At 67.1% G+C, this 12,456-nt stretch carries 12 protein-coding genes; 7 read left to right on the top strand and 5 right to left on the bottom strand.

The features are described from left to right. The first annotated feature begins 69 nt into the window (after positions 1–69). Complete coding sequence (locus tag AC6LKD_RS11840; protein WP_498116292.1) at positions 70–735, top strand: hypothetical protein; 666 nt, start codon at positions 70–72, stop codon at positions 733–735. 1 nt (position 736) lies between these two features. Next, complete coding sequence (locus AC6LKD_RS11835; RefSeq protein WP_207464233.1) at positions 737–1,543, top strand: hypothetical protein; 807 nt, start codon at positions 737–739, stop codon at positions 1,541–1,543. Positions 1,544–1,564: 21 nt separating this feature from the next. On the opposite strand, the gene AC6LKD_RS11830 is transcribed toward AC6LKD_RS11835, so the two are convergent. Next, the gene (locus AC6LKD_RS11830; protein ID WP_498116291.1) at positions 1,565–2,500 is read right to left on the bottom strand and encodes a DNA/RNA non-specific endonuclease; all 936 of its coding nucleotides are present in this window, start codon (positions 2,498–2,500) and stop codon (positions 1,565–1,567) included. Positions 2,501–2,741: 241 nt separating this feature from the next. Between AC6LKD_RS11830 and AC6LKD_RS11825 the strand changes: the two genes are divergently transcribed. Next, positions 2,742–3,914 carry a GGDEF domain-containing protein gene (locus tag AC6LKD_RS11825; protein WP_498116290.1) on the top strand — a complete coding sequence of 391 codons (1,173 nt, stop codon included), beginning with the start codon at positions 2,742–2,744 and terminating at the stop codon, positions 3,912–3,914. 22 nt (positions 3,915–3,936) lie between these two features. Here the strand turns inward: AC6LKD_RS11825 and AC6LKD_RS11820 are convergent, their stop codons facing one another. Further along, entirely contained in the window at positions 3,937–4,344 is a 408-nt protein-coding gene (locus tag AC6LKD_RS11820; RefSeq protein ID WP_498116289.1) for a hypothetical protein, read from the bottom strand. Positions 4,345–4,515: 171 nt separating this feature from the next. Between AC6LKD_RS11820 and AC6LKD_RS11815 the strand changes: the two genes are divergently transcribed. Both AC6LKD_RS11815 and AC6LKD_RS11810 read left to right on the top strand, forming a co-directional pair. Then, positions 4,516–5,058, top strand: a complete 543-nt coding sequence (locus AC6LKD_RS11815) for a hypothetical protein (protein ID WP_498116288.1) — start codon at positions 4,516–4,518, stop codon at positions 5,056–5,058. Between the two features lie 113 nt (positions 5,059–5,171). After that, entirely contained in the window at positions 5,172–7,085 is a 1,914-nt protein-coding gene (locus tag AC6LKD_RS11810; RefSeq protein ID WP_498116287.1) for a B12-binding domain-containing radical SAM protein, read from the top strand. A 51-nt stretch (positions 7,086–7,136) separates the two neighbouring features. On the opposite strand, the gene AC6LKD_RS11805 is transcribed toward AC6LKD_RS11810, so the two are convergent. Continuing rightward, a complete protein-coding gene (locus AC6LKD_RS11805; RefSeq protein ID WP_498116286.1) occupies positions 7,137–8,864 on the bottom strand; it encodes an NAD(P)H dependent flavin oxidoreductase family protein in 1,728 nt (575 codons plus the stop codon). Positions 8,865–8,956: 92 nt separating this feature from the next. Here AC6LKD_RS11805 and pdxR point away from each other — a divergent pair, with 92 nt between their 5' ends. Both pdxR and AC6LKD_RS11795 read left to right on the top strand, forming a co-directional pair. After that, positions 8,957–11,011 carry a MocR-like pyridoxine biosynthesis transcription factor PdxR gene (pdxR, locus tag AC6LKD_RS11800; protein WP_498116285.1) on the top strand — a complete coding sequence of 685 codons (2,055 nt, stop codon included), beginning with the start codon at positions 8,957–8,959 and terminating at the stop codon, positions 11,009–11,011. After that, entirely contained in the window at positions 11,008–11,424 is a 417-nt protein-coding gene (locus tag AC6LKD_RS11795) for a VOC family protein (protein ID WP_498116284.1), read from the top strand. The genes pdxR and AC6LKD_RS11795 overlap by 4 nt, the downstream gene beginning before the upstream one ends. A 28-nt stretch (positions 11,425–11,452) precedes the next feature. Here the strand turns inward: AC6LKD_RS11795 and AC6LKD_RS11790 are convergent, their stop codons facing one another. Both AC6LKD_RS11790 and AC6LKD_RS11785 read right to left on the bottom strand, forming a co-directional pair. Further along, a complete protein-coding gene (locus AC6LKD_RS11790) occupies positions 11,453–11,884 on the bottom strand; it encodes a VOC family protein (protein ID WP_498116283.1) in 432 nt (143 codons plus the stop codon). Positions 11,885–11,986: 102 nt separating this feature from the next. Then, positions 11,987–12,325: a hypothetical protein gene (locus AC6LKD_RS11785; RefSeq protein ID WP_498116282.1), complete on the bottom strand. Its 339-nt coding sequence runs from the start codon at positions 12,323–12,325 to the stop codon at positions 11,987–11,989. Between the last annotated feature and the right edge of the window lie 131 nt (positions 12,326–12,456).

The following is a 12,456-nucleotide window of genomic DNA, read 5'->3' as shown; positions in this document are numbered from 1 at the left end:
ACCGGCCATCAGCAAGGCCTGTTCCCAGGTTTGGCGGCGTTTGCCGTATCTTCCTCGGGGAGCTTTCCTATGGCCACGCTCGCGGTTCGCCTTGTGGCGGCCATCGTGCTTGCGGGCATCGGCGTCTCGGCGCAGGCAGGGCCTGGGCAGGCCATGGAAGCTACCGGCTCGTCCCGTTCCTCGTCTTCCTCGCGCAACAACACCGGCGCTGCCATCGACGCGGCGCAACGGGCGTTGAGCGACTATCTGCGCGATTCCAGCCAGCAGGACGACGCGCTGCTCGACCAGGGCGCGCAGGACCGGTTGCGGCAACAGTATGAGGACGCGCAGCGTGCGGCCGCCCAGGCCCTCGCGAAGCAGCGGGAGGCCGACTACCTGCGCAACCGCGACCGGATCAAGGAGCGCTACAGCACCGATCCCGCCCTGAATCCCTGGGGCAACACTCCCGCCAGCCGCGACAAGCCGCGCAATGCGCCCGCCGGCGCGCCAGATCCATCGGTGTCAGCCAAGGCCGCGGCCAAGGATCCCGGGCTTGATTATGCCGGCCAGGCCTGCGAGTACTTCACCCGGCCCTCGGACGCCGCGCATCTGAACTATTACAGCGAAGGCTCGACCGTCGTCTACGGCGGGCGGGTCTATCAGTGCCGGGACGGGCGCTGGGCGTACCGCTATCCCGACTCGGTATTGAACGCGCGTGACCGCACCCGACTGTCGGCCACCCAACAGGAGAAGTGACATGCCATTGTTCGCGTCGGTCATGACGGCCGTGCTGGCGTCTTCGACCCTGGGGGCGCCGCTGGGTTTGGGAACGGCAAGCAGCGAGGCCTTGTACAAAGCGTATTCCAGCGCCCTGGACGAGGGCTTTCAGGCCATGGGGCCCAGCATGAAGCGCGCGCTGGCGACGTATTGCCAAGATGGGCAGTCTGTCGATGGCTACTGTTTTTGGGTGGCGCAAGGGGCCATCATAGGTAGCCATCTCAGCGGCAATTACGAGGATGTGCTGCGCTACGGCGATCGTTACGCCGCCGCGAGGCTGGCCGACCTGCGGTCCAGGCGCGAGCCTGCCGGCGCCTGCCTGCCTACATACGTGAGCACGGTGAAACCGGGCACGACGAGCACCTTGATCTCGTGGAGTTCCCCTGTGCCGTCGCTGATCTACCTTGCGCAAGCCCGCCTCAAGCGGCCCGCGACGGGCTCGTATTATCAGGCGTTCTATTGCGCGCGCCGGGCGAAGAATGAGCTGCTGGACGCCTATGACCCCGAGCATTCCAGCGTGCCGGCGAGCGAAGCGGAAGCGCGCGTGGCCCGCAAGTTCGAGGCGGAAATCCTGCGGCCGATGCGCGCGGAGAGCGAGCGGCTGCAAGCTGAACTCACCCGCACGATCCAGTCCGACAGCACGGCGCTCAGCCGCAATTTTCTGCAGAATGCGGTGCTGTACGGAAACGCCTATGCCGCGTGCAGCCGGGCCCGCTTCCCGGCCAATCTCTGCGGCTACCTGAGCGCGGACCGCATCGAGGTGGAGTTTTACGAATCCAAGATTTGAGCTTGCGGGTCGACCCGGCCCTCAGCCCCCGGCCGGCAGCACCCGGATCCCCGTGCGCTTGACGAATTCCTCGTAGCTGATGGGCGGCCCGGCCTTGGTGCTGGCGGCGTTCGCCTGCCAGTGCACCCACGAGCGTCCCGAAGTCGCGTCGTACACGACTTTGTAGATGTAGGTGGGCACGGCGACTCCCGAACCGATGGTCTTGGGCTTGTCGGCATAGACCGGCCCCGTGAAGACGTACACGTCGCCCGCGGCGCGCATCACGTATTTGCGCGTGTCCTGCTCGATGCTGCTCCAGGCGCCGCCATTGTGCGTCTGGTCCTGCGGCACCATATTGGCCAGCGAGAAACTCTGCGCCATGGCTTCGGGGCTGGACATGTCGCCGGCCGGCGCCATGTGGCCGCGCGAATAGCCGGAACCGCGGTAGTCGTCCAGTTCGGCCCGTTCGGCGCGCGGCAAGCGCGCCTCGGCATAGAACTTGTCGGTCCGGCGCTGCCCTTGGGCCTGGGTCAGCATCTGGCGGTTCAGGCGTTCGGCCACGAACACCGGCGTCTTGGTCTGCCCGTCATGCAGGATGGCGAAGGCGGAAAAGCACACCTCACGCAGCTTCTGGCCGCCCGGCACTTCGGGCGGGCGTGAATGCGGAAAGAACTGCCGGCATTCCGCAAACATTGTTTGAACTGGCGCCCCGGTCCGCGCCGCGGTCGGTACTGCCGCAGGCGTCGCGTGTTCGCGCTGCTGCGGCCAGCCCAGGCGCGTGATGACGTCCTGCACGGGCGCCGGAATCCGCCACTGCGGATTCAGCATATAAGTGGCGGCGCCGAAACTCGCCAGGGACGAGAACAGCAGGGCCTTCAGGAACCGGGGGAAACGGCCGCTGGACCGGGAGCCGGCGCGGGCCTTGGATCTGCTGGGGGGACTTCTCTTCTTGGAAGTGGGTGTCTTCGCGCGCGTCATTACTACCTGTGAGCTACTGCCCGATTGCGGTTGGCAACCGGCACCGCCACGGATTGTAGATGAGTGGCAAATTTGCCACTGAGCGCGATTGTTTCTTCATGCGAGGCAGTGGTGTCGCGCTACCGCTACATACAAAGAAACCGCTCCGTGCAAGGGGTTACGCTATGTTTCAACGACATATTTCCCACGTAGAATTTCTGCTGGCCCCGCGATGCGGCGGCGCGATATCCAAGCATTCAAGATGTACGTTGATCTCCTCACCCTTTACTTCATCATCATCGGAACGCTGCTCGCCAGTGCAGGCCTGACGTTCTGGGAGCATCGGACCCATCCCAACCGCAGCGGATCATTGCGTATCCTGGCCGCGGGCTTCGCCACGCTTGCCCTGGGCTGTACCGTTGTGCTGTTTCGCGCGAAACTGCCCAGCCCGCTGGGCTCGGCGGTCGCCAATCTCATCGTCCTCAGCGGCTATCTGCTGATCATGAACGGCGCGGCTTCGCTCAGCGGCCGGCGCTATCGCGCCGCTTCCATCGGGCTGCTGATTGTCATGGCCCTGATCTGGCTGGCGGCCGGCGCCCAGCGGGAAGATCTGGTCTGGAAGTACGTCAGCGCATTCCCGATCGCGCTGGTCAGCGGCATGACGGCTTGGGAGCTGCTGCGCTGCCAGTCGCTCAGGTCGTTGACGCCGCTGCGCATCGCGACGGCGGCGGTTAGCATCCACGCGCTGGTCTACGCCGCCCGGGCTTTCATCTTGCCCTGGTGGGTGGCCGAGCATGGTCCCGGCATACACCTGACCGCCAGCACGCTCACCATGTACGAAGGCGTGCTGTATTCGATCGTGCTGCCGATGACGCTACTCAAGCTGATCCGCGAAGAAACCCATGGCCAGCTGCTGCGCGAATCGCAGACCGACTACCTGACCCGCCTGGGCAACCGCCGGTGGTTCTTCGAACAGGGCGCGCGCATCATCGAGGGCGGGGCAGGGCGTGGGCCTGTTGCGGTCCTGGCGTTCGACCTGGACCAGTTCAAGGCGATCAACGACAGGCATGGCCACCAGGCCGGCGACCAGGTGCTGAAGTTCTTCGCGGAGTCGGCCCGTTGCGTGCTCGGCCCCGACGTGCTGCTCGCCCGCATCGGCGGCGAAGAATTCGCCGCGCTGCTGTCCGGCCAGGACGCGCGCCGTGCCACCGTACTGGGCGCGGCCGTGGCGCAGCACTTTGCCGGCACGGTGTCGCGGCGGGATGACGGCGCTGGCATCCCGGCCACGGTCAGCGTCGGGCTGGCGCAGTTCGAGGACAAAGTCCCGGCCCTGGCCGATGCGCTGGCCGCGGCGGACCGGGCCTTGTATCAGGCCAAGGCGCTGGGCGGGAACCGGGTGGAATTGGCGTTTGCGGCGGGTTCCGTGAACTGCTGAGGGAAACCGGCCCGGGTGCGAGTCAGCCTTTTTTGCGCCTGGACCGCGGCCTGGGCGCCACGCCCATGCGCGGATCGCGCTCCAGCGCCAGCCGCGCCATTCCCGCCGCAAGCGTCTCGAAGTCCTCGTCGGTCTGGGGCAGGTACAACCATTTCCCCAGCACCGGGTGCGGCCGCAGGGCCGGAAATTCCGTCAACAGCGCCTCCTGGCGTTCCTGCGAGGTGCACACCAGCAGCCCGCTCCAGGGATCGTCGCGGTCGGCGGCCACCAGGTACAGCAGGCCATCCAGGTACGCCGCGTCGCAGCCGAACATCTTGCGGCGCATATAACCGGCGTCGCGTTCCAGAGGCTCGAGGATCCAGAGCAGGGAATTGAGGTGGACGGTCCGTTGCTTCGGGGGCGGGGCGAATGGGTCTGATCGGTTGCGCATGGAATGACGCCAGGCGGGGTGCGGTTGCGGCGGGTGCCTAAGAATAATGGTAATAATGGCGCCAGATCAAAGTTTCCACTGCGAGGGGATAGCGTGCATTGCTCTAGATGCGGAGCCGCCCATAAGGGCAAGAACAGCGTGTGCGACGAATGCGCAAGAGTGCTGGGCAACATGCCCAGCAAGAACATATTCGCATCGGACACCGGCAGTTTTGCGGCGAACGAGACACCGCCGGCGGTGACGAATCCGCAGCCCGCCGCCAGTCCGCCAGCCGACGCGGCCTCTCGCGGCAGCTGGGCTGAAGCATTCCAGCGCTACCACATTGTCCCCCTGCGACTGCGCGGCAAGCCCGTCAAGGCGGTCTGGCTGTTGGCAGCCGGCGCAGCGGGCTTGGCGATCACGGCCCTGGGCGTCTACGCCTGGGGGATGTCGGCGTGGTGGTTCATCCTGATATTCCTGAGTTTCATCAGCCTGGATACCGGCAATGACCTGAAACGCAAGCGCTATTCGCGGTTTTTCATGATGTGCAACCTGGAGGCCAATCGCGCTGGCGAGGTTTTCTACACGGAGATTGGCGGCCAATGCCCCGTATGCGATGGGGAATTGAAAATCAGGGAAATCGGGCCGAAGCGCCACAAGGAGACGACGGCGGTGTGCAGCGTGAATGGCAAGCATCGCTGGCGGTTCGATCCCAGAGTGCTCGGCGATCTTTGACGCCTGCTGCCGGCGCAACCCGTCGGCCGTTTTGTCCGGGCGGCGGAGCCGGTTCCGCCGCGCTGCCTATAATGGCTGCGATCCCCGCTTCGACGGCAGCCTTGCCGTGCTTCATGTCCTCTTTGCCTTTACGCGTGCTGTCGGTCATCCCGCCGATGACGCAGCTCAATACCCCGTATCCGTCCACCGCCTACCTGACCGGCTTTCTGCGGTCACGCGGCGTGACCTCGTTCCAGGAAGACCTGGCGCTGGCCCTGGTGCTGCGCCTGCTGTCGGCCGACGGCCTGCGCGCCGTGGCGGAACGCGTCGCCGCCTTGCCGGCGAATAAGCGCAGCCCCGCGGTCCAGGCCTTCGCGGAACAAGAGGCGCGCTACCTGGCGACCATCGCGCCCGTGATCGCCTTCCTGCAGGGCCGCGATTCGACGCTGGCGCACCGCATCGTCGGCCGCAATTTCCTGCCCGAGGGGCCGCGCTTCAGTTCGCTGGACGTATACCTGGACGAAGAGGGCGGCGATCCGCTGGGCTGGGCCTTCGGGGCGCTGGGCCTGCATGACCGCGCCAAGCATCTGGCGACGCTGTATCTGAACGATCTGGCCGACGTGTTGCGCGACGCCGTCGATCCGCGCTTCGAGTTCGTGCGCTACGCCGAATCGCTGGCGGGCAGCCAGCCCACGTTCGACCCGCTGGCCCAGGCGCTGGCGGCTCCGCCGACCCTGGTGGACGACATGCTGCGCAGCCTGACCGCGGAGGCGCTGGCCCGCCACACGCCGACCATGGTGCTGCTGTCCGTGCCGTTCCCGGGCGCCGTTTACGCCGCCTTCCGCATCGCTCAAACCATCAAGGCGCACGATCCCTCCATCATCACCGTGCTGGGCGGCGGCTTCGTCAACACCGAATTGCGCGAGCTGAAGGACCCGCGGGTCTTCGACTATTTCGACTATGTGACTCTGGACGCGGGCGAGCGGCCCTTGCAGTCGCTGCTGGAGCACGTGCAGGGCAAGCGTTCGCGCCAGCGCCTGGTGCGCACCTTCCTGCGCGAGGCCGACACGGGCGCGGTGCGCTATGTGAACATGGTCGAGCCCGACATCGCCTTCGCCGAAGTGGGCACGCCCACCTGGGACGGCCTGCCGCTGGACCGCTACCTGTCGCTGCTGGACATGCTAAATCCCATGAACCGGCTGTGGAGCGACGGGCGCTGGAACAAGCTGACCGTGGCGCATGGCTGCTATTGGAAGAAATGCAGCTTCTGCGACGTCAGCCTGGACTACATCGGCCGCTACGAAGGCGCGTCCGCCGAGGTGCTGGCCGACCGCATCGAGGCCATCGTGCGCGAAACCGGGCAGACCGGTTTCCATTTCGTCGACGAGGCCGCGCCGCCCAAGTCGCTCAAGGCGCTGGCGACCGAACTTATCGCCCGCAACACCGGTATTTCGTGGTGGGGCAATATCCGCTTCGAGAAGACTTTCAGCCCCGAACTTTGCGAACTGCTGGCGGATAGCGGCTGCATCGCCGTATCGGGCGGCCTGGAGGTCGCCTCGGACCGCCTGCTGAACCTGATGAAGAAGGGCGTCTCGGTGGAGCAGGTGGCGCGGGTCACGCGCGCCTTCACGGACGCCGGCATCCTGGTGCACGCCTACCTGATGTACGGCTTTCCCACGCAGACCGTGCAGGACACCGTGGACGCGCTGGAATACGTGCGGCAGCTGTTCGACAACGGCTGCATCCAGAGCGGTTTTTTCCACCGTTTCGCCTGTACGGTGCATTCGCCGGTGGGATTGAACCCCGAGGAATACGGCGTCACCTTGAAGCCCTTGCCGCCGGTCACCTTTGCCAAGAACGACATCGGCTTTCATGACCCCACCGGCGTGGACCACGACGCGCTGGGTAAGGCATTGAAAAAGGCCATCTACAACTACATGCACGGCATCGGGCTGGACGAGGACGTGCGCAGCTGGTTCCCGTTCAACGTGCCGAAGACCACGGTGTCGAAGCACCGGATCAGCCGGGCGTTGAGCCAGCGGGGGTAGAGCGGGCGCGGCGGGCGGACAGTCGCACCCGCGCGCGGGGCCGCCGCCGCGCTAGCGCAGCAGTACGTCCTCGTAGAACGCGCCGATGGGCCGCTGCGCATCGCGCACCTGAATCTCCAGCACCCAGATGCCGTCGGCGGGCACGAAGTCCGCCTGCGCCAGCAGGTGCTTGCCATACAGCGCATGCGGGAAATCGGATACCCGGTGTCCGGGAATTTCCCGCACCAGCTCGCAGCCCAGCTCGCGCGCATATTCGGAGGCCCGGTCGTAGAGGGCAGCGCCCGTCAGGCCTTCCAGCCATGCCAGGCGGGCGCGCTTGAACACCTCGCGCGCGGCCTCGGCGCAGCGCTGGCGGTCGGCGTCCGCGCCCAGCACGAAGGTGTCGCCGTAGTCGCCTTCATGACCCTGCCACACGGGTCCGATGTCCAGCACGAAGATGTCGTGCTCCTGCAGCTTGCGGTCGTAGTCGGTGGGCTGGACGGGCGGCGATTGCGTGTCCGGGCCGAAGCGCACATAGGTCGGGTGCCAGTTGTTGGACGCGCCCATCTGGCGCAGGTGGCCGTCCGCCACCGCGATGGCCTCGCGCGTGGTCATGCCGGGGCGCATCAGCGCGGCGATTTCTTCCACCGCCTGCATGGAACGCCGGCGCGCGTCCAGGATGCCGGCCAGCGTGTAGCGCGGGCTGATGCGCTCCCAGGGATGCGCTTCAGGCTGTGGCGCGATGCCGGCCGCGCCGCCGGCCGCCGGGTGGAAGGCTTCGGCGCGATACCGGTCTGCGGGCAGGCCGGCCGCCAGCAGCCGTTCGCGGGCCGCGCTCACCATCGCCGGATTGCCACAGGCGTAAACCAGGCTGCGGGACCAGTCATGGCCGGCCGCCACGGCTGCGTCCTGCACGTGCCGGCCGGCATGGCGATGCTGCGCGCCATCAGCCGCATCGGCGTCCTGGCCGTCCTGGGCCTTGGACAGCACCGCATGCCACTGGAACCCGTCGCCTTTGCCCTGCAAGGCGTTCAGCATCTGGCCGGCGTAGCAATCGTCGGGCTCGCGGCCGCCCCAGTAGAGCGTCACCGTCTTCAGGGCGCGGCTTTGCAGCGCGGCCATGAGGATGGGCGCCACGCCCGCGTAGCCCGTGCCGGTGGCCAGCAGCAGCAGGTGGTCTATGCCTGGGGGCATCTCCGCGGGCCAGGTGCAGTCGCCCTGCGCGGCGTCCAGGGTCAGTGCGTCGCCGGGTCGCAGCCCGGGCAGGATGCCGTCGGTGAAAGCGCCGCCGGGCATGCGGCGGATATGGAATTCCAGCCGTGCAGGCCCGGCCGCGCCGGGTGCGTTCGCGATCGAGAAGTTGCGGCGGGCGCCGCCGTCCAGGATCAGTTGGGCATGCTGGCCGGGCAGGTAGCTGTAGTCATCCCCATCTTGCAGTTCAACGATGAGCTGGGTGACGTCCGGCGCCAGCGGCAGGCGCGACACCACGCTGGCGCGGCGCGGCGGCGTGGGCTGCTCGGGGGCGCGCCAGTGCGGGAAGCGCAGCGTCAGGTCGCTGGCCGCGCGGCATTGGCACATCAGCAGTTCGTCGTTGGCGGTCTGGTAGCTGCCGTCCGTGGGCGGCGCGATGCGTTCGTAGCTGCCGTCCACCACCACGGCGCGGCACGAGCCGCAGGCCCCGCGCTGACAGGAGAAGGGTACGGGTATGTCCTGCGCCAGTGCCGCTTCCAGGATCGAGGTCTTGCCGTCCGTGAGGAAGGGGCCGGTCTCCAGGGTGATGGTATGGCAGGTAGCGGTCATGGCAGGTTCCGGAAAAATTGCCCCACAAAAGGGGCGCAGGCCTTCAATCTACCGATAGAATGGCTACATGAAATAGAGCCATTTCCGTGAATATGAACAAGCCACTTTCCGCGAAACAGTCAGGCGCGAAGCGCCAGGAAGCCAGCCTGGACTTGCCGCGGGATGCGGCGCGGCCCGGGGAGTCCAAGCAGGCCTGGGTCTACCGCGAGATCCGCGAACGCATCTTGAAGGGCGCGTTGCCCTCCGGCGCGCGCCTGCCGTCCACGCGCAGCCTGGCCGGACGCTGGCACATTGCGCGCTCCACGGTCGAGGCTGCCTACGATCAGCTGCGCAGCGAAGGCTATACCGCGGGCACGGTCGGCTCGGGCACCTATGTGGCGGCGGTGATTCCGGATAATTTCTTTCGCGAGGGGCTGCCGGGCGAGCAGGCCGCGACGCGCAAGGCGCGTGCGCCGCTGACCGCAGCGCAAGCGAGGGCGGCGCCACCCGCACCAGTACCCAACGCGGTTCAACCCGCGCCAGCCGTCGACGCGGCCCGGCCCGCGCCGCACATGGCTGCGCTCTTCGCGCCGCCGCAGCCCAATTCCATGTTCTTTTCCCGCAGCGCCGACGGCGCGCTCTTTCCCATGGAACGCTGGCGCAAGGGCTTGATGGCCAGCGCCCGGCGCGTGACGCCGGCCCAGTTGGCCAACGACGAGCCGCAAGGTTGGCGCCCGCTGCGCGAGCAGATCGCCCGCTACCTGGGCGCTGCCCGTGGCATCAGCTGCGATCCGGACCAGGTCATCGTGCTGGGCGGCATCCGGGACGGCCTGGACCTCTGCGGCCATCTCCTGTTGCAGCCGCAGGACAAGGTGCTGATCGAGGACCCCGGCTACCTGAACGCCGAACCCATCTTCGGCCAGTACACCCGCCACGTCGTGCCGCTGGCCATCGACGCCGAAGGCTTTCCGGTTGCGCGGGCCCGCAATCAACGCGGCGTGAAGCTGGTGCACGTCACGCCCGCCCACCAGGCGCCCACCGGCGTCACCATGCCGGTCTCGCGCCGCCTGGAGCTGCTGGATTGGGCCGCGCAAGCCGGCTGCTGGATCGTCGAGGACGACTATGACAGCGAATTCAGCTATGACGGCGCGCCGCTGGCCGCCCTGAAAAGCCTGGACACGGCCGACCGCGTCATCCACTGCGGCAGCTTCAACAAGACCCTGTTCAATGCCTTGCGCATCGGCTATGCGGTGGTACCCAAGGAACTGGCGCCCGATTTTGTGCAGGCGCGCCGCCGGGCGGGGCGCTCGCCCAGCATCATCGAGCAGATGACCTTGGCAGCGTTCCTGCAGGACGGCAGTTTCGCGCGCCACGTGCGCAAGGCGCGCGGCGTGTACGCGCGCCGCCGCGACGCCGCGCTGCGCGCCTTGCGCCAGGCCGTGGGCAGCGATGCGTTGCGCGTCAGCGGCGAGCACGCCGGCTTTCATCTGCTGTGGCGGCTGCCGCCGGGCTGGGACATGGCGCAGGCCGTGGCGGCGGCGCGGGCTGCGGGTGTGGGCATGCAGCCGCTGGCGGATTTCTGCCGCAAGGTAGACCTGCCGCCGGGCGTGGTGGTGGGCTATAGCGCGGTGCAGGAAGACGCCTTGTCGAGGCTGGGAACGCTGCTGGCGCAAGCGGCGCCGGGCGAAGGCCCGCAGCAGGACCCGGCGCTGCTGCGCCGCCTGCTGCGCGTCAAGGACCGCATGGACGCAGCCTCGCACGAAGCCTGGCCGGTGGAGCGACTGGCCGAGGTCAGCGGCATTTCCAAGACCCATTTCGCCCATTCCTTCAAACGCGCCTTCGGCCTGCCGCCGCATCGCTACCTGCTGACGCGGCGCATCGAGCAAAGCGTGGCCATGCTGAGGGATACGGAGCAGAGCGTCACGGAAATCGCCTACGCCACGGGCTGGGAAAGCCTCGGCACGTACAGCCGCATCTTCCGCGACGTCACAGGGCTGAGTCCCAGCGCCATGCGCGCGCAGGCGCGGACCGACATGCAGCCGCTGGACCGGATGCCCGCCTGCGTGGTGAAGGCCGCGCAGCGCCCCGATCTCAATATCGCTGTTTTGGAGAAGCGGCGGCGCGAGGCCGACGGTAAATTTCCGCCATCAACCCAGGAGGTCTTATGAACTTAGGCATCAATGTGGCGGGCGTGTACGTGGACGATCAGGACGCGGCGCTGGCGTTCTACGTCGACAAGCTCGGATTCCGCGTCCATACGGACGTGCGCAACGGACCGTACCGGTGGCTGACGGTGCAGCATCCGGATCAGCCCTCGTTTCAGCTCGGCTTGTTCGCGCCCGGTCCGCCCATCCACGACGAGGCCACCGCGCAGACCTTGCGCGCCATGGTCGCCAAAGGCGCGATGCCGCCTCTGGTGCTGCATGTGGCCGACTGCCGGGAAAGCTATGCCCGGCTGCAGGCCCTGGGCGTCGAATTCACGCAGGAACCCATCGAACGCTACGGCAGCGTGGACGCGGGCTTCCGCGATCCGGCGGGCAATGGCTGGAAAATGATCCAGGCGCCACGCGGCGCGGCATGACAGCCGGCCTCGGGCGCAGGCGGCGCGGTCAGTAGGTGATACGCACCGAGGCCGCGCTGCGTTCGGCGCGCGCGCGGGTGACGGCTTCGATATTGTTGCCGTCGGGGTCCAGCACAAACGCGGCGTAGTAGCCGGGATGATAGGCCGCGCGCTCGCCCGGCGGGCCGTTATCCCGGCCGCCGTGCGCCATCGCCGCCTGGTAGAACGCATCCACCATGGCCTGGTCTTCCGCCTGGAAGGCCAGGTGTATGCGGCCGGTCAGTTCGCCTTGCACCTCGGCGCTGCCGGGCGCAGAGATGAACAACTCGTCCGCCCAGAAGTTCTTCTCGTCGGAGCCGCCGATGGGAATCTTCAGCGCATTGCAGACCGCGGTATAGAACGCCTTGCTGGCGGGCAGGTCGCGCACGACCAGCCCGATGTGATCGATCAAGCGGCCCTTATGTCGTTCTTTCTGCGCCATGAATCGCTCCTGGCTATCGAGTGGGGGGAGAATCAGCGGTGTCAGGCTACGCTTGCCGGGTTCCTGTTTCAAGCTGCCGCGCAGCCGTCTTGGATGCCGCGCTCACTCCTTGCCGGCCATGGCCCGCATGGGTTGGCAGGTCAGCTCCTTCTCTTCCTCTCCGAATTCCGCCATGTCCTTGCGCGCCTTGGTGTAGGCGCGCAGATACTCCGCATCGAACACCAGGGACGACACACCGGACTCGCGGGCGGACGATTGCTGCCGTTTCTTCAGTATCTCCAGCAGTTCGGGGGTCAGCACCTTGCAATACTCCATGATGGCGTGGATCTGGGCCAGCGAGGTGGCCCGCTCCAGGTTCTGCTGCGCAGAGGCGGTTGCGGCGGGCAGCGCCAGCACGGCGGCTGCGGCCCAGGCGGCCGGTTTGAGCAAGGGATGGGGCATTGCGGGGCAGTTCCGTTCGTATTGCGAAAGACCGCATTTAACACGATCTGCGACAGGGCTCCCGCCGACGCCCTGGTAAATGCGGCTGTCGGTCTACAATTCCCCCCGCTCCATCCGGGGGCTCAGGCTGT

The sequence above is a fragment of the Achromobacter sp. D7-1 genome, assembly GCF_059760445.1.
The sequence above is the reverse complement of the archived record's forward strand: the minus strand, read 5'-3'. Positions and strand labels throughout refer to the sequence as shown.

Bases quoted from the DNA above. Each gene is read 5' to 3' on its own strand.
- AC6LKD_RS11795 (WP_498116284.1), top strand. From the start codon at position 11,008: ATGAACTTAGGCATCAATGTGGCGGGCGTGTACGTGGACGATCAGGAC.
- AC6LKD_RS11790 (WP_498116283.1), bottom strand. From the start codon at position 11,884: ATGGCGCAGAAAGAACGACATAAGGGCCGCTTGATCGATCACATCGGG.
- AC6LKD_RS11830 (WP_498116291.1), bottom strand. From the start codon at position 2,500: ATGACGCGCGCGAAGACACCCACTTCCAAGAAGAGAAGTCCCCCCAGC.
- AC6LKD_RS11835 (WP_207464233.1), top strand. From the start codon at position 737: ATGCCATTGTTCGCGTCGGTCATGACGGCCGTGCTGGCGTCTTCGACC.
- AC6LKD_RS11805 (WP_498116286.1), bottom strand. From the start codon at position 8,864: ATGACCGCTACCTGCCATACCATCACCCTGGAGACCGGCCCCTTCCTC.
- AC6LKD_RS11785 (WP_498116282.1), bottom strand. From the start codon at position 12,325: ATGCCCCATCCCTTGCTCAAACCGGCCGCCTGGGCCGCAGCCGCCGTG.
- AC6LKD_RS11810 (WP_498116287.1), top strand. From the start codon at position 5,172: ATGTCCTCTTTGCCTTTACGCGTGCTGTCGGTCATCCCGCCGATGACG.
- AC6LKD_RS11825 (WP_498116290.1), top strand. From the start codon at position 2,742: ATGTACGTTGATCTCCTCACCCTTTACTTCATCATCATCGGAACGCTG.
- AC6LKD_RS11820 (WP_498116289.1), bottom strand. From the start codon at position 4,344: ATGCGCAACCGATCAGACCCATTCGCCCCGCCCCCGAAGCAACGGACC.
- AC6LKD_RS11815 (WP_498116288.1), top strand. From the start codon at position 4,516: ATGCCCAGCAAGAACATATTCGCATCGGACACCGGCAGTTTTGCGGCG.
- pdxR (WP_498116285.1), top strand. From the start codon at position 8,957: ATGAACAAGCCACTTTCCGCGAAACAGTCAGGCGCGAAGCGCCAGGAA.
- AC6LKD_RS11840 (WP_498116292.1), top strand. From the start codon at position 70: ATGGCCACGCTCGCGGTTCGCCTTGTGGCGGCCATCGTGCTTGCGGGC.